Origin of the sequence: Alistipes putredinis DSM 17216 (assembly GCF_000154465.1) — a bacterium.
Taxonomy (GTDB): Bacteria; Bacteroidota; Bacteroidia; order Bacteroidales; family Rikenellaceae; genus Alistipes; species Alistipes putredinis.
The window spans coordinates 1,142,725-1,158,495 of record NZ_DS499577.1 but is presented as its reverse complement, the minus strand read 5'-3'; the positions used below and the strand labels follow the sequence as shown (position 1 = coordinate 1,158,495).

The following is a 15,771-nucleotide window of genomic DNA, read 5'->3' as shown; positions in this document are numbered from 1 at the left end:
AACTCTACCCGACGATTATAACCAACTCCCTATGACGGCATATTTACGGCCTGCTCTTCGACAGACAAGATTCTTCTCTCGATCCGGACTTACACGACATCTCGGACTTCTATACCGGACCGTACAGCCGACTATTGTGCTGTTCCTGCTTGTACTCGCCCTAACGGGCTGCCTTTCCGAAGAGATCCCGACGGAAAAGGAAACCACGCTCGTCCGCGTCGGAGAGGAGGCCCCTCACTTCACGGTCGGAATGCTCGACGACACAGCGATCACCCTGTCCGACCTGCAAGGCAACGTGGTGTTGCTTACCTTCTTCTCCACGTGGTGCCCGACCTGCCGGAAACAAATGCAGCAGATGCAAACCCAAATCGTCGATCGCTTTGCTGACCGGAAATTTCGCTTCCTTCCAATCAATCGAGGCGAAACGCAGCAGACCGTTCAAGAGTTCTGCCGCGAGCTGGGAATCGCATTCTCCGTAGGTCTGGATCCCGACATGTCAATCTACTCGCTCTACGCCACCCGATACGTTCCCCGCAACTTTATCATCAGTCCCAATGGCAAAATCCTGCTCTCCGAAACCGACTACGACGCAACAATACAACGCCTGCTGATCGAGCAAATCGAACAAGCGCTCCAAACAACAGAATAAAGCAGCATACCCAACAAAGCCGACCACACAAAACAGCCGTCTATGACTGACATGACCGGATTCCGAAGACACCCCGGAATTCCAGCGGTTTCCACCCCGTAACCGTCCGATCTGCCGGGACACAGCAACATTGCCGAACCCCGCAATTTACTCCACCTCGAATCGAACCGTCCCCTCTCATGCCTTCTCCAAAACCCCTCCACACACACCCTCTTCCTCACAAAACACAAACAGGCGGAGCTTGCAGAAGCTCCGCCTGTTCTTTCGAAATCCGGGATTTCGATTACTTCATCAGACCGGTTACCAGGAAGGTGATCGCCACGGTCAAAATACCGTACAACTCCGGGAAAGCGGCGAGGATCAGGGTTTTGGTACCCACGTCATGACCGTTACCTACGGCAGCGATACCGTTGGCGCAAAGCTGGCCCTGACGATACGACGAGAAAAAGTTCACCAGGCCGACCAAGATACCCAAACCGAAGATAGCGGCCGCCTGCAGCATCGTAACCGAATCGGTCAGGTAATTCATGATAAGGAAGAGCGAGGCAAAGCCGTAAAGACCCTGCGAAGCGGGCAGACCCGACAGGATGATGTAGTTACCGAAGGCATTCGGGTTCTTCTTCATCGCACCGACTGCGGCATTGCCCGCGATAGTAGTACCATAGCAACTGCCTACGGCCGCCAGAGTAAACATGATGGCCATACCGAGATAGCCCAACGTAATAGGTTCCATAAATCGAATTTTGTTTTAGTTGTTAATATTGATTATCATTTAGTTTATTCGTTTTTCAACGGGGTGAAGACGCGCGTTGCGGCCTCGAACCCGGCGTTCTTGTAGAACTCCACGAACGTCAGACGCAGCGGATGCACCACCGACGAGAGAACGCACATGAAGAGGTTGATGCCGTGTCCCAGCAGCAGGATCAGCAACATCACGAGCTGCTTCACGACCGGAATATCGGGACTCATACCAACGGCCAACTGGTTGAAGACCATCGCCAGAATACCACCCGAAAGGCCGATGGCGAACAGACGGATGTACGACAGCAGATCGCCCACCAGCCCCGACACATTATTATAGGTATTCCAGATACCGAGTCCGAAGTTCACGAAGATATTCTTGCCCGGCGTATTGAAGAAGAACATCAGCACCAGGCCGATGCCCAGGATCACCAGATAAGCGACCGAATGGAACGTGAAGCCCACGCTTTCGGGCAGCAGGAACGCAACGGCACTATCGACCAGCACGATGATCCAGCCGATCAGTCCCAGCGCATAGCGCAGGCCGAAGCTGCGGGCCGTGACATAAGCGTTGATCATCATGGCGAAAAGCACCTGCACGGCACCCAGTCCGATCGAAAGCGGGAAGAGGATGTCCGGTGTCAACAGATGATCGCGCAGGCTGCCCAGCCACTCCCATTCGGAGAGCTGCAATCCGAAGAACGAGCCCGACATCAGGCCGAAGACCATGCCCGAGAATCCGCACAGCATCGTCAGCATACCGATCTCCTTCATGGCCGAACTCCCCTTCTTGCGACCCAGCATCACTGCGGCCAAACCGCCCAGCATGATGACCAGTCCATAACCGCCCTCGGCCATACAGAAGCCGAAGAAGATCATATAGAAAGGAGCGAAGAAGCGTGTCAAATCGATCGTGCCGTATTTAGGCAGCGCATACATCGCGCCGATCACCTCGAACAGATGGGCGAAGGGACGGTTGCGCAGCTTCACCGGGGTATTGTCCTCGGGGGTCGGCGTACTCTTCAGGAAAATCAGATTGGGGTATTCGGCCAGCAGAGCATCCACCTTCGCGGAATCGGTCTCCTCGGCCCATCCCTCCAGAATAACCAGCGTACCGTCGGCTTCAGGCTGCGCAGTATTCTTCACGCGAATCTCTTCCAGCTTCCGCTTGAGCTCGATCCCATGCCGGCGGATCGCCTCCACCGAAAGAGCCGCACGGGAAAATTCCCGATCCAGCTCCGCGAGCTTCCTGCGGGCCTCGGCGATCTGCGCTTCGGTCTGACGGCAGTCCATCGTCGGCGCCTTGACCTCCTGCGCATCGAGCACCACCTCCTCGCCCGGCCGGGTCACGACCACGAAGTAATCAAAGGTTTCACCCTCGTGCACCAGAGCGATCGTATAACGCTCCGACCACGCTTCGATATCCTTCTCGTAAGCCGCACGGCTGGTGAAGAAATAGCGTAGCACCACGCCCCTGTCCGCTAACTTGCGAAGCGTATCGACCGAAAAATCGCCCCAGGGACGCAGCTCGTCGGCGGTTTTCTGCAAGCGTGCGATCTCCGAACGGAGCGCCGCTGCCTGCTGCGTAGCGGCCGTATAGCGATCGAAAGCCTCGCCGCCGTCGGCGATGGGCTGCTCGTCCCGAACGAAACGTTCGTCTTCGAGAAACCGCGTCAGGGCATCGACCGCCTTGTGATGGTTGTCGATCGAAAGCAGCAACTGACGGTCTTCGTCCGAAGGCTCCCACCCCGTAGTGGTAATATCGACCAGCCCCAGGCCGCGCAGCTTCTCGATGAAGTCGCTGCTCTGACCCGCATAGAGTACCAGGTCGTATTTCGACATTCTCGCTATCATAACATCGCGCCCTCCCCGGCTTGCTGTTGTTTGGTTTTCACGATCTTCTGGGCCGACTTGGAGAGGTTCTCCTCATCCTCCATGAAGCGTTTGATTTTGCGTATGGCATCCTCGTACCCGGGTATCTGCACCTTTTCGTAGAGGTTTACCTTTTGAGTAGTCTTGCGGCGTGCGAAATCCAGCAACTCCATCTTGCGGTTGAACACCTCGAATTCGATACCCAGACGCGCGAGGCGCTTGAGAATATCGACTCCGTCGGCGAACCACACGGGAGCCGAGAAGAGGTCGTAGTCCTTCTCCTCGAAACGGATGTCCTGCAACACCGGCGTACGCACGCCCGCGATCTTCTGCTCCGCAAGATCGACGTCGGCGATGCGCAGCAGGTCCGCATCGAACTCACCCCACAGGGAAACCATGTAGTCGTACTGCGCCGTGAGCGCGTCCAACTGCCGCTGGAAATCCTGTGCGGTGTCCTTCGCCTTCTTCACTTCGGAACGCAGGGCCGACTCCTTACTCTTGATCGTAGGGAGCGCCTTCTGCCGCATTTTCAGCTGTTTTCCGAGTTCGCCCAGCGAGGTCTTGTTATATTGGAATTTTATAGCCATTCTGTTTGAGTTGAATTGCTCTACTCGGTTTTAGGCCAGTATTTCTCCACCAGTTCGCTCTTGATGGCCACCTCTTCCTTCGAGAAGTATTTGGCGAAGAGCTCCCACGCCGTGTCGAGCATCTGCGTAATTTCGATATTGACGTCGATCGCCAGCAGTTTCTCCGAATAGTCGTAAGCGAACTTGAGCGCACGCTCGTCGTAGTCCGAAAGGTCGAAGCCGTTCTCCAGTTTGGTCTTGGCATTGGCCGCATCGGCGTAGAGACGCACGGCAGCGTTCATCACCTGCGGATGATCCTCGCGGGTCTTCTTGCCGATCACCAACTGTTTCAGACGCGACAGCGAACGGAACGGATCGACGATAACCTTACCCGTGTCCGAATCGTTGCGCAGGAACAACTGACCCTCGGTGATGTAACCCGTATTGTCGGGGATGGCGTGCGTGATGTCGCCGCCCGAAAGGGTCGTCACCGCGATAATGGTGATCGAGCCGCCGTTGGGCAACTGCACGGCCTTCTCATAGATCTTCGCCAGATCGGAGTAGAGCGAACCGGGCATCGAGTCCTTCGAAGGAATCTGATCCATACGGTTCGATACGATGGCCAGCGCATCGGCGTAAAGGGTCATGTCCGTCAGCAGCACCAGCACCTTTTCACCCTTATCGACGGCGAAATATTCGGCGGCGGTCAAGGCCATGTCCGGCACGAGCAGACGCTCCACCGGGGGATTCTCCGTGGTATTGACGAACGAAACGATGCGATCGAGCGCACCGGCGTTTTCGAACACCTGCTTGAAGTAGAGGAAGTCGTCGTTCGAGAGACCCATGCCGCCCAGGATGATCTTGTCGGCCTTGGCACGCAGGGCCACATTGGCCATCACGGCGTTATAGGGCTGATCCGGGTCGGCGAAGAAGGGAATCTTCTGGCCCGTCACGATCGTATTATTGAGGTCGATGCCGGCGATACCCGTGGCGATCAGCTCCGACGGCTGGATGCGGCGGAACGGATTCACCGTCGGACCGCCGATTTCGCGGGCTTCGCCCTCGATCTGCTCGCCGCCCTCGATGGGTTCGCCGTAGGCGTTGAAGAAACGGCCCGCCAGGTTGTCCGAAACGCGCAGCTTCGGGGGTTCGCCGTGGAAAATTACCTCCGAATCGGTGGTAATACCCTCCGTGCCCGCGAAAACCTGCAAAGTCACCTGGTCGCCCATAATCTTCACCACCTGGGCCAACTTGCCGCCTACGGTGGCCAGCTCGTCATTACCCACGCCTTCGGCACGCAGCGTCACGGTCGCCTTGGTAATGTTTTCAATCTTGGTATATATCTTCTGAAATGCTCGTGTTGTCATACCGCGCCTTATTTGGATTCTTTTTCACTCACTGTTTTCTCGATCTGACGGCGGTAGTCCTCGAATTTCTCCGATTTCCACTCCGAATAGTTCATCTGACGGAAGAGGTTGATCAGGCCCTTGAAGAACGAAGCGCACTCCTCGAATCCGGCGAACGCGAACTCCCGGTCGCAGATGTCGAGCACCATCTCGTACATCATCTTCTGGCGTTCGATCGGGCAGTTGGCGTCGATCTCGTCGAAAGCATCCTGCTGCAGGATCACGAAGTCGATCAGCTCCGATTTCCAGAATCGTTCGTGGTACTCCACCGGCACGCCGTCGTCGCCCAGGATGTTGATCTGGTCGTTGGCCTCCTTGCCGCGCTGCACGAGCGTCTTGCCCGCATAGACCTTCTCCACCCAGCCCTTTTCGATACGGCCGTCGAGGTACTCCTCGATTTCGGGATATTCGAGGTATTTCGAGTAGGACTCCAGCGGGTCGATAGCCGGGTAACGCTTCGAGTCGGCGCGGCCCTGCGAAAGGGCGTAGAAACAGCGGGCTGCCTTCTTCGTCGATTCGGTCACCGGCTCCTTGAGGTTACCGCCCGCAGGCGACACCGTACCCAGGAAGGTCACCGAACCCGTCTTACCGTTGTTGAGTTTCACCAGGCCGGCCCGCGCATAGAAGTTCGAAATAATCGCCGAAAGATCGACCGGGAAGGCGTCCTGACCCGGAAGCTCCTCCAGACGGTTGGACATCTCGCGCAGCGCCTGCGCCCAGCGCGAAGTCGAGTCGGCCATAACGAGCACCTTGAGGCCCATCGAACGGTAGTACTCGCCGATGGTCATACCCGTATAAACGGACGCCTCACGCGCCGCGACGGGCATGTTCGAAGTATTGCAGATGATGATGGTACGTTCCATGAGCTTGTGGCCCGTGCGGGGATCGACCAGCTCGGGGAACTCTTTGAAAATCTCGACCACCTCGTTGGCACGCTCGCCGCAGGCCACGATGATAATTACGTCGGCATCGGCCTGCTTCGAAATCGCATGCTGGAGCACCGTCTTGCCCGCACCGAAAGGTCCGGGGATGAAGCCCGTACCGCCCTCGGCCAGCGGGTTGAAAGTGTCGATGGCCCGCACGCCCGTCTCCATGACGCGCGAGGGACGCGGCTTCTCCCGGTAACAGCGCACGGCCTGCTTCACAGGCCACCGCTGCACCATCGTAATATCGTGATCCCGGCCGTCGGCATCGGTGATGACGGCAATCGTGTCCGTAACCTTGTACTCTCCGGCGGGCACGACGCTCTTGACCGTATAGGTTCCCTCCATCGTGAAGGGTACCATGATCTTGTGCTCGACCCACTCCTCCTTGACCTGCCCCAGCCACGACGCGGCCGAAACCTTGTCGCCGGGCTTGGCCAGCGGCTTGAACTCCCACTTCTTCTCGAAGTCGATAGGGTCGGTGATCGAACCGCGCGCGATGAACAGACCGTCCATCTTCTCCAGGTCGTTCTGCAGACCGTCGTAGTTGCGCGAAAGAAGACCGGGAGCGAGCGTCGCTTCCAGCATGTGACCCTCGAATTCGACCTTTTCGCCGATCTTCAGTCCGCGGGTCGAGTCGAAAACCTGCACGTAGGCATTGTCGCCCACGACCTTGATGACCTCGGCCATCATCTTGGTATCCCCGCAGTAAACGTGACAGATTTCGTTCTGGCCGACAGGGCCGTCCGCCTTCACGATCACGATGTTCGAGATGATACCGTTTACTCGTCCTGTTGTTTTCATTATCTGTTTTATTGTTTATTGATCAAATCCTTGCCGTCCAGACTGGTCATCAGGCGATGCAGCATTTCGCGCCCCTGCTTGTCGTCCAAACGGGTCCAGCGCGCCACGATGTTCACCTTCACCAGGTAAGCCAGCAGCGCGTTGATGTCGAAATAATCGAAAGTGGAAAGCTCCTCGGCCTGGTTCCAGCGGATCGCGTCGATCTTGCGCTCCTTCTCCACCAGGTTGGTTTCGTCGTTCACGGCGGCGATCACCGCCTCCAGGTAGGGAACGTCGCCCCGCAAGCCGAAATCGGCGGCCGACGAGCGTTTGAGCTGCTGCGAAGTTTCATCCCCGCCCACGACAGACTGCTCGGCCGAACGTCCCGTAACGCGGGCTACGACGGCGGCAGAGATGTTGCGCAGGTTGCGGTCGAAATCGGCCCACTGGCGCAGGAAACGGCTCTTGGAGTGGGCGCACTCGTCGTAGTAGGCCGAGAAAAGAGCGTTCTCGAACGATCGGTCGGTGTCGATCCCGTCCTCGTTGTCGGCATCTTCATCGACGATGGCCGAATAGGAACGGACCACGGTCGCCATACGCGCCGGAAGCCGGTCGGGGTTCTTGGTCTGCTCCTCGATCTCTTCCCGCGAGAGGTTGCCCAGCGGGTTGTGCGCCGCGCGTCCCTTGCGGAAATTAACCAGGTTCTCGCAGTCGTAGTAACCGTAAAGCAGACGCACGCAACGTGCATCGCGGGCGGAAACCCCTTCGAGAATCTCCTCGATGATCGCCCGGGCATTGAAGCCCTTGGTATCGGCATCGAGCGAATACTCCCGCAATCCGGCTACCAAACAGTAGTAATTCTTGTCGAACATGGCGCCCGGCTTAAGCGTTATACAGCATTTTATAGACCTTGTCGCGCAGGTACTCCTTCAACAGAGCGTCGAAATCCTGGTCCGAAAACGAAATGTAGTAGCCGCCGTCTTTGGCACCCACCTTGAATCCCGTCCTGACCTCCTTCGAATAACCCACCTCGACGCCTGCGGCCAGCAGCTCCTTCGCAGCGGCTTCGAACGTCGCTTCGAACGCCTTCTGTTCCGCCTCCGGCAGCAGGGCCTTCAACTGGTTCTTCGACGAATCGGCGCCGCTCCAGTTCTTGGCGACGGTAAGCAGCATCTGCTTTACGAATTCGGGATCGAGCGTCGCGGCTTTCACGGCGGGAGCGGTGCTCTTGGCGATAATCATGGAGCTGATCTCGGCTTTGATCTTCGAGAGGGCCTGCTTGCCCGCGAGCGAAATTTCGGTCATCGCGTTCTTCTCCACGTCCTGTGCTTTGGTATTGGCTTCGGCGAGGATCTTCGCAGCCTGCGCCTCGGCCTCCTTCACGATCTTGGCCGCATTGGTCTTCGCTTCGGCCACCAGACGTTCCGCCTCGGCACGGCCTTTCTCCAGTCCCTCGTCGTAGAGCTTCTGGGTTAACTGTTGAAGTTTGTTTTCCATAAGAATTTATGTTTATTATATTTGAATTTCTTATTCGTCACTCCATGACCTCGCGTCACGGATTCCGGGATGCAGCCCGGCCCCGCACCGACCCCGCCGACCGAAACGCACGGCATACAGCACCGCTTTCCCCGCCGGCAAATCCGACCGCAGGCATTCGATCCGGGATCACCGGAATCTTTCTCTTCCTCACCTCCATCCGAGACTCGATCGCAAGCGATCTCTCCCCGACTCCGACCGGAAACATCGGAACTGTTCCCGAAATCACACTCCTCCGAATTAGTTCCTACAAATATATAAAATCCATTTTAACCCACGCATATTCGGCGCATTTTTTTTCGGATCGAACCATAAAATATTGTCTTTGAGTTTCGATTTCAACAATCGATCAATCACATTAGTTTTTATCTAATTAGAAAAATCAATAGCATATGGTTCTCCTGATATTTTTTTAAGCACTTTATATATCCACGGATCTTTGTAGTCGCTTGTAAAAATTTCTATTTCTTTCGATGGCAATACAAGCTGTCCATTGTAATATACTTTTACATCGGGAAGGATTTTTAGCATATCAAAAGTGTAATCGTGTTTTGGAGGAAATAATTTTTCCCAACGATATAACGCACCAAACATGCCGATATTGGTAATACAAATAGTATTTGATCGACATGGTAGAATTTCAAGCTCATTTTTATTCCATCCACTCAACCACCCGACACGATTATTTAGATATGTAGCATAATTCGAAGAATCCGGGAGATTGATACGAACTGTGTCCGCACTATTATTACGAACATTTACTTCGTAATTAATCTCGATATCCGAATGTTCGAATTCGGCGTAAAATCGTTTATCGGCCAAGGATAGGGTTATGGACCGAATACTTACGGTATCGCTGTCCTTTGCAAAATCTTCGAAAGAATCGATTACTAAATGGGTTACATTTTGTGTTTGGTAACGATCATCTGAGCAAGCCGCTAATCCGAATAGCAGAAAAATAACACTGAAAATGTTATTCAATTTGTTTTTTATATTTTTCGATTGCATTTTTTCAATCGTTTGGGACAACCAACGTCTTCATCTCGAAAAAAGCTCCCTCCGAATGAAAATCCGAAGGGAGCAATGGCTTATTCAAAATTCATCGCCCTGATGTTCGGGACGCAGCAGATCGGTGACTACCTTTACGGGCGAAAAAGTCGTGATGGGGACTTCGACGAAGACCGTATTCCACCGGGCCATGGCACCGTTCCAAAGACCGGGCAGTTCCTGCGCGAGCAGCTCGCGGCCCCCGTCCGACTTGCGGGAGATAAAACCCGTAGCGGGATCGACGAACTCCCGCAGATCGAAACGACCGCCTTTCGAGGTGCGGAAGCTGCAAACCAGATCCACCGGATTGAAATGAGTCGCCGAGCGCATCAACTCCCGCTTTTCGGGAGCGATCTGGTTCGATTCGGCGATCTGGAGCGTCTCCAGCCCGTCGGCCCCAGCCACCCAGAAGGGGCCGCCGCCCGGCTCGCCTTCGTTGCGCACCATGCCGCACACCCGGATCGGGCGGTCGAGCACCTGCCTCAAAAGAGCCGTGCCGTAGTCCTTGGGCAGTTTCACGCAGAGTTCATTCTCGATGAACGCGGCGATAGGCTCCAATTCGGCACCCGGCACTTCGAGGGCCATGAGGTATTCGAAAATCCGCTCCTGCAATGCGAGCAATACTCCGGCCAGCGCTTTTTTATAAAGCACCGTATCGCTCCGCCGGGCATCGGTAGTAACATTGTCGATATTTTTAACGAAGACTATGTCCGCATCGATCTTTCCGAGGTTCCCGATCAGCGCCCCGTGTCCCGCAGGACGGAAGAGCAGCCGCCCGTCGGCACGTCGGAAAGGCGTACAGTCGGGATTCACGGCCAGCGTGTCGGTCGAAGGGTCCTGCACGGAGAAGGAGATGCGATACTTGACCCCGAAACGGGATTCGTAACCCGGTATCTTTTCGGCCAGCAACGCTTCGAAACGGGTCAGATGCTCGGGCGAGACGGTAAAGTGAATCTTCACCTCGCCCCCGGCGGCGGCGTACTGCGCCCCTTCGACCAGATGCTCTTCGACGGCTTTGCGCACCTCGTCCCCATAGCGGTGGAACGACACCAGTCCCTTCGGGGTTTCCCCGTAACGGAGCCCTTCGGCGACGATATTTTCGACCGTCCGCAGCTCGTCGGCATCGTCACCGATGATCGTCCGCAGCTCGGGCCAGAAGGCGAAGCGGCGGCGGTTGGCCAGCAACTCCCCGACCACAGCCGTACGGCGCCCCTCGCGAACGAACTCGAACAAATCCTTGAACATACGGGTCGCGGCGCCCGAAGCGGGCACGAATTTCACCACCCGCAAAGACTCCTTCGCACGGTCGTAACGGGCCGCCGCCTGCTCGATCCCGGCAGCATCCAGCACCCGAATACCGTCGCCGCACGAAGCGGCCCGCGTCACGGGAAGAAAGGGAAAACCTTCCCGAAAATTTTTCAACTGGGTTTCGAGAGCCGCCGGCGTCAGGCCGTGCTCCTCCATTTGCACAAAATCCTCTTTCGTAAACATATCGGAAACCGTTTATCAGTCACATTCATTCTCTTTCAGCAAGATCGGCGCCACATCGACCGACGCCCGACGAAGCGGGCGATAAAAAACAGCGACTCCGCCCGTTTTTCTCTTCACGCACACGGCGCCCTGCCCGCCTGTTACAAAAAGCTCCCTTCTCACTCGCATAGATCGAAACCGTCGAACGGTCGTTCTCCCTGCCCGACACAACGTCCCGCACCACTCGACCGAAAACGGCGAACTGCGGGCCCCGTTCTCTCCGCCGGGCAAAAAGTCGTCCTCTCCTGCCTCGCTTATCGGAAACATCGAACTGCATTCTCTGTTTTCTCCGTCCGGCAGAGCGAGTGAAGTCGTTCTGCCCTCGCTTGTCGAAAACATTCAAATTAACGAAATAATTCCTAACTTTGCAAATATGATACGAGAATTTAACAATCCCGAACTCGCCCCGCGCAACAGTTTTCACGTGGCGCAGCGGGCGGCACGCCTCATCGAGTTCGACCGGACGGAAGATTTGCAGGAACTCTTCGAGAAAGGAATGCCTGATCCGTGGTACGTCCTCGGAGGAGGCAACAACGTCCTCTTCACGCAAGACTATCCCGGTACGCTGCTGACCCCTGTGGCACAGGGTATCCGCATCGTGGACGAACAGCCGGACTGCGTGACGGTCGAAGCCGACGCGGGCGTCGAGTGGGACGACCTGGTCGAATGGGCCGTACAGCACGAACTGTGGGGATTGGAAAACCTCTCGCTCATCCCCGGCAAAGTCGGGGCCGCTCCGGTTCAGAATATCGGGGCTTACGGCTGCGAGGCCAAGGATGCGATCCGAAGCGTCGAGATGTTCTGCACGGAGACCTTCAACACGCTCGTCCTGAACAGAGAACACTGCGCGTTCGGGTACCGGGACAGCGTCTTCAAACGCTCCCTGCGGGGACGTGTAATCATCACCTCGGTCCGCTTTGCGTTGAGCCGCACGCCCCGGCCCCGACTCGAATACGGGGATTTGGCCGCAGCGGTCGAAGCGCGGGGAGGCATCACGCTGCGCAACATCCGCGAGGCCGTCTGTGCGATCCGCCGGGCCAAGCTGCCCGACCCTGCGGTGACGGGCAACGCCGGGAGCTTCTTCAAGAATCCGGTCGTCGGCCGCGAGGAGGCCGAACGCTTGTCGGCACTTTATCCCGATATGCCGCACTATCCGGCAGCCGACCCTTCGCAAGTCAAGCTGGCCGCAGGCTGGCTGATCGACCGCGCCGGACTGAAAGGCCACAGCGAAGGACGCGTGGGGATCCACCCCCGGCAGGCGCTGGTGATTATCAACCTCGGAGGCGCTACGGGTACGGAGATCGTCGCTTTCGCCCGCAAAGTGCAGGAACAGGTAAAGAAACGCTTCGGCGTGGAGATCGAACCCGAAGTCAATATATTATAAAACCGACAAGGCACTGCCTATGAACCTACTGGACAATTTCCAACGCTACATCCGCCGCAACGAGCTGGCAGCTCCGGAGGATTTCATCCTGCTGACCGTTTCGGGCGGCGTGGACTCGATGGTCATGCTCTCGCTCTTCGTGCGAAGCGGCTATCGCGTCGGCGTGGCCCACTGCAATTTCCAGTTGCGGGGCGTGGAGAGCGAAGAGGACGAGGAACTCGTACGCCGCGAGGCGGAGAAGTACGGCGTGCCCTGGTACAACAAACGCTTCGACACCAAAGGCGAGATGGAGCGCACGGGCGAATCGATGGAAATGGCCGCACGGCGGCTGCGCTACGCCTGGTTCGACGAATTGAGCCGCGAGCACGGTTACACGGTGGTAGCCATCGCCCACCACATCGACGACTCGATCGAAACCTTCTTCATCAACCTGTTGCGCGGCACCGGCCTGCGGGGTCTGACGGGGATCACCACCCATGCCGGGAAGCTGATCCGCCCGCTGATGTTCGCTTCGCGCAAGGACATCCTCGAATACGCCGTAGCACAACACATTCCCTACCGGGAAGATTCGTCGAACCGCTCGACCAAATACCTGCGCAACAAGATCCGCCTGGGACTCGTACCCCGCATCAAGGAGATCAGCCCCAAGTTCACCGACCTGATGCGTCAGAACATCGGCCGTCTGACCGACGCGCAGCTCTTCATCAACCACGGCATCCAGCGCATCCGCGAAGAGGTCATCACCACCGAAAACGGGATCGACACGATCCACATCGACCGTATCGACCGGGCTTTCCCGCTGAATTTCGTAATCTTCGAACTGCTCAACTCGACCTATTCGTTCAAAGGCGACGTGTCGGACGCCCTGGTCAGGGCGCTGGAACAGAACTCCGGCACGGGCAAGCGGTTCTACTCCAAATCCCACGTGGCGTACATCGACCGGGGACGGATTATGGTAACCCCGATCCCGGCGGACGACCCCTGCCAGGTGCAGGTCGAGGCGGGCGCCCCGCGCTGCTACTGCGGCAACTCGGTGCTCTACTTCGAGCTGCGCGACATCGACGATATCCAGGGCTTCGGCGTACCCGAACACATCGCCCAGGTGGATGCCGACAAACTCAAATACCCGCTCACGGTGCGCCGCTGGCAGGAGGGGGACTGGTTCATTCCCTACGGCATGTCCGGCCGCAAGAAGGTCAGCGACTACCTGATCGACCATAAAGTCCCGCTGCCGGAGAAGGCACGGCAGTTCGTACTGCTTTCCGGGGATGAGATCGTCTGGCTCGTCGGGCGGCGCATCGACGACCGCTACCGGCTCACGGCCGAGACCGAAAACGTGCTGCGCATCACCAAAGAGATCATTTAAGCCATGGCGAAAAGCGGCGTAAAATTCAAAGATACGATGGCGGCCTACGACCGTCTCCGAGGCGAAATCGCGGGACGGAAGTTCGCGCCCGTCTATCTGCTCATGGGCGAAGAGGCCTTCTTCATCGACGCTCTCTGCGACCTGCTGGCCTCGACGATCCTCCAGGAGTCCGAACGGGCTTTCAACCAGCTGACCGTCTATGGGCGGGACTCCGACGCGGGACAAGTGGTGAACCTCTGCCGGCAGATGCCGATGATGGGTTCGTACCAGGTGGTGATTCTCAAGGAGGCGCAGCAACTGCGCGGTCTCGACAAACTCTCGCTATACACTTCGAAACCCTCGCCCACGACGATCCTGATCGTCTGCCACAAGGAGAAGAACGTGGACAAGCGTTCGCAGCTCTACAAAAGCATCGCCCAGCACGGTGCGGTGCTCGAATCGGTCCGGCCGCGCGACTACGAGATCGGCCCCTGGCTCGCGCAGTTCGTCGCCTCGAAAGGCTGCACGATCGACGCGAAAGCCCAGGCGATGCTGACCGACCACCTGGGCACCGACCTCGCCAAAATCTCCAACGAACTGGGCAAGCTGCTGCTCTCGCTACCGGAAGGAACGAAGAAAATCACCGACGCACACATCGAACAGAACATCGGCATCTCGAAGGATTTCAATAACTTCGAACTCTGCAAGGCCGTCACGGGACAGAACCTCGAACAGGCCCTGCGCATCGCCGACCATTTCGCCCGCAACCCCAAAGACAACCCCCTGCTGGTAACGATTCTGGCCCTTTTCAATCAGTTCCGCGAAATTTTCCGCATCAACTACCTGCGGTGGCTCAGCCGCCACAAGGGAGTTCCGTTTCCCTCGGACACGGAACTCATAGGCATCCTGCGAATGAACAACGCCTACGCTCTGGGCGAACTGAAGCAGACCTCGGCACGGTGGGACAACCGCCGAGTGTTCCGCATCCTGGGGCTGCTGCGCGAATACGACGCCAAATCGAAGGGCATGAACGCGGGCGGCGCCCCGGACGGGGAGCTGCTCCGCGAGCTGCTTCTCAAAATCTTCCTCCAATAATGGAACGCATCCTGCTGCGCAACGGTATCCCGGAGCCGATGCCCCGCATCGAAGGCACATACCTCTATCAGACGCTTCATGTCCGGGGACGCCGCCCCCTCTGGCTCGACCGCCACACGGAACTGCTGGCTCGCAATATACAAGAGCTTTTCGGGCTGCGCTGGGCCCCCGACCTTCGCCGACTGGAGGCACAGATCGCCACTCTGCTCGACGCCAACCGTCACCCCGTCGCAGGCTCTTCGTTCGTACGCATGGCCTTCACACCGGCGGGCGACCTGCTGCTGATCCCCGGAGCAGTATCCCTCTACGACGGGTATACCCTGCGGTCGCTGCGGCCCGCTGCGGCTGTCGTGAACTACGGCGTTCCCTACCCCGAATACCCCACCTCGGCACGCGAGGCAGCCTGCATGCTGGCTTTGCAGGCAGCGGTGACGGCGGACAACCGGGCGGCGGAAGCGGACATTGAACGGGCGGCAGTCCGGACAGGCGTACAAGCGGTGATCCGCTGCGACGGCGAGGGATTCGTGCACGTATGCGACGAAGCGCCCCTGTTCGCCGTGAAAGGGAAAAAAGTCTATACTCCGCCCGCCCCGCCGAGTGTCGAACGGGAATTGGCGTACCGGGCCGTCGAAGCCGCCCGCCTGCCTCTGCTGGAGCTGGAGATCGGCCGGGAGCAACTCGCCCGTTTCGACGAAATTTTCTATGTCGATCACCGGGGCCTCACCTCGCTATCGGCCTGCGAAGGGCAACTCTACGCCGCAATCATCACCGAACGTATCGCCCGCGTCCTGAACAAATTATACTAACGCATCCTGCCCGATACAAACCGGACAGGTTTCCTTTGTCCCACCCTATTTGCAATACCTTTACAAAAGATCGGAATACACTCGGCAT

14 protein-coding genes are annotated in these 15,771 nt (G+C 57.4%); 5 read left to right on the top strand and 9 right to left on the bottom strand.

All coding sequences use genetic code 11. From position 1 onward, the window contains the following. The first annotated feature begins 136 nt into the window (after window positions 1-136). Window positions 137-649 (top strand): TlpA family protein disulfide reductase, encoded by a 513-nt coding sequence (locus tag ALIPUT_RS05735; protein ID WP_004328820.1) that lies wholly within the window; start codon window positions 137-139, stop codon window positions 647-649. Between the two features lie 283 nt (window positions 650-932). Here the strand turns inward: ALIPUT_RS05735 and ALIPUT_RS05730 are convergent, their stop codons facing one another. The 9 genes from ALIPUT_RS05730 to ALIPUT_RS05690 all read right to left on the bottom strand — a co-directional run bounded on the left by ALIPUT_RS05730 (window position 933) and on the right by ALIPUT_RS05690 (window position 11,014). Then, the gene (locus tag ALIPUT_RS05730; protein ID WP_004328819.1) at window positions 933-1,382 is read right to left on the bottom strand and encodes an ATPase; all 450 of its coding nucleotides are present in this window, start codon (window positions 1,380-1,382) and stop codon (window positions 933-935) included. Between the two features lie 44 nt (window positions 1,383-1,426). Beyond that, on the bottom strand, window positions 1,427-3,244 hold the full coding sequence (locus ALIPUT_RS05725; protein WP_004328818.1) for a V-type ATP synthase subunit I: 1,818 nt from the start codon (window positions 3,242-3,244) through the stop codon (window positions 1,427-1,429). Next, window positions 3,241-3,849 (bottom strand): V-type ATP synthase subunit D, encoded by a 609-nt coding sequence (locus ALIPUT_RS05720; protein WP_004328817.1) that lies wholly within the window; start codon window positions 3,847-3,849, stop codon window positions 3,241-3,243. The genes ALIPUT_RS05725 and ALIPUT_RS05720 overlap by 4 nt, the downstream gene beginning before the upstream one ends. 20 nt (window positions 3,850-3,869) lie before the next feature. Continuing rightward, complete coding sequence (locus ALIPUT_RS05715) at window positions 3,870-5,195, bottom strand: V-type ATP synthase subunit B (protein ID WP_004328816.1); 1,326 nt, start codon at window positions 5,193-5,195, stop codon at window positions 3,870-3,872. Window positions 5,196-5,203: 8 nt separating this feature from the next. Beyond that, window positions 5,204-6,961 (bottom strand): V-type ATP synthase subunit A, encoded by a 1,758-nt coding sequence (locus ALIPUT_RS05710; protein ID WP_004328815.1) that lies wholly within the window; start codon window positions 6,959-6,961, stop codon window positions 5,204-5,206. 8 nt (window positions 6,962-6,969) lie between these two features. Next, entirely contained in the window at window positions 6,970-7,812 is an 843-nt protein-coding gene (locus tag ALIPUT_RS05705) for a DUF2764 family protein (protein WP_004328814.1), read from the bottom strand. Window positions 7,813-7,822: 10 nt separating this feature from the next. Continuing rightward, complete coding sequence (locus tag ALIPUT_RS05700) at window positions 7,823-8,437, bottom strand: hypothetical protein (protein WP_004328813.1); 615 nt, start codon at window positions 8,435-8,437, stop codon at window positions 7,823-7,825. A 408-nt stretch (window positions 8,438-8,845) separates the two neighbouring features. After that, window positions 8,846-9,484 (bottom strand): hypothetical protein, encoded by a 639-nt coding sequence (locus ALIPUT_RS05695; RefSeq protein WP_004328811.1) that lies wholly within the window; start codon window positions 9,482-9,484, stop codon window positions 8,846-8,848. 84 nt (window positions 9,485-9,568) lie between these two features. Beyond that, on the bottom strand, window positions 9,569-11,014 hold the full coding sequence (locus ALIPUT_RS05690) for a DUF4301 family protein (RefSeq protein WP_004328810.1): 1,446 nt from the start codon (window positions 11,012-11,014) through the stop codon (window positions 9,569-9,571). 412 nt (window positions 11,015-11,426) lie between these two features. Between ALIPUT_RS05690 and murB the strand changes: the two genes are divergently transcribed. From murB to ALIPUT_RS05665, 4 genes are read left to right on the top strand one after another with little or no spacing between them, the layout of a single operon-like run. Further along, complete coding sequence (murB, locus tag ALIPUT_RS05680; protein WP_004328808.1) at window positions 11,427-12,437, top strand: UDP-N-acetylmuramate dehydrogenase; 1,011 nt, start codon at window positions 11,427-11,429, stop codon at window positions 12,435-12,437. Between the two features lie 19 nt (window positions 12,438-12,456). Then, window positions 12,457-13,803: a tRNA lysidine(34) synthetase TilS gene (tilS, locus tag ALIPUT_RS05675; protein WP_004328807.1), complete on the top strand. Its 1,347-nt coding sequence runs from the start codon at window positions 12,457-12,459 to the stop codon at window positions 13,801-13,803. Window positions 13,804-13,806: 3 nt separating this feature from the next. Continuing rightward, window positions 13,807-14,877 (top strand): DNA polymerase III subunit delta, encoded by a 1,071-nt coding sequence (gene holA / locus ALIPUT_RS05670; protein ID WP_004328806.1) that lies wholly within the window; start codon window positions 13,807-13,809, stop codon window positions 14,875-14,877. Next, window positions 14,877-15,683, top strand: a complete 807-nt coding sequence (locus ALIPUT_RS05665; RefSeq protein ID WP_004328805.1) for an aminotransferase class IV — start codon at window positions 14,877-14,879, stop codon at window positions 15,681-15,683. Before holA ends, ALIPUT_RS05665 begins: the two co-directional genes overlap by 1 nt. Window positions 15,684-15,771 lie beyond the last annotated feature (88 nt).

Excerpts from the sequence above, each read along its gene's own strand:
- ALIPUT_RS05730 (WP_004328819.1), bottom strand. The coding sequence starts at position 1,382 with ATGGAACCTATTACGTTGGGCTATCTCGGTATGGCCATCATGTTTACT.
- ALIPUT_RS05725 (WP_004328818.1), bottom strand. The coding sequence starts at position 3,244 with ATGATAGCGAGAATGTCGAAATACGACCTGGTACTCTATGCGGGTCAG.
- ALIPUT_RS05720 (WP_004328817.1), bottom strand. The coding sequence starts at position 3,849 with ATGGCTATAAAATTCCAATATAACAAGACCTCGCTGGGCGAACTCGGA.
- ALIPUT_RS05715 (WP_004328816.1), bottom strand. The coding sequence starts at position 5,195 with ATGACAACACGAGCATTTCAGAAGATATATACCAAGATTGAAAACATT.
- ALIPUT_RS05710 (WP_004328815.1), bottom strand. The coding sequence starts at position 6,961 with ATGAAAACAACAGGACGAGTAAACGGTATCATCTCGAACATCGTGATC.
- ALIPUT_RS05705 (WP_004328814.1), bottom strand. The coding sequence starts at position 7,812 with ATGTTCGACAAGAATTACTACTGTTTGGTAGCCGGATTGCGGGAGTAT.
- ALIPUT_RS05700 (WP_004328813.1), bottom strand. The coding sequence starts at position 8,437 with ATGGAAAACAAACTTCAACAGTTAACCCAGAAGCTCTACGACGAGGGA.
- ALIPUT_RS05695 (WP_004328811.1), bottom strand. The coding sequence starts at position 9,484 with ATGCAATCGAAAAATATAAAAAACAAATTGAATAACATTTTCAGTGTT.
- ALIPUT_RS05690 (WP_004328810.1), bottom strand. The coding sequence starts at position 11,014 with ATGTTTACGAAAGAGGATTTTGTGCAAATGGAGGAGCACGGCCTGACG.
- murB (WP_004328808.1), top strand. The coding sequence starts at position 11,427 with ATGATACGAGAATTTAACAATCCCGAACTCGCCCCGCGCAACAGTTTT.
- tilS (WP_004328807.1), top strand. The coding sequence starts at position 12,457 with ATGAACCTACTGGACAATTTCCAACGCTACATCCGCCGCAACGAGCTG.
- holA (WP_004328806.1), top strand. The coding sequence starts at position 13,807 with ATGGCGAAAAGCGGCGTAAAATTCAAAGATACGATGGCGGCCTACGAC.
- ALIPUT_RS05665 (WP_004328805.1), top strand. The coding sequence starts at position 14,877 with ATGGAACGCATCCTGCTGCGCAACGGTATCCCGGAGCCGATGCCCCGC.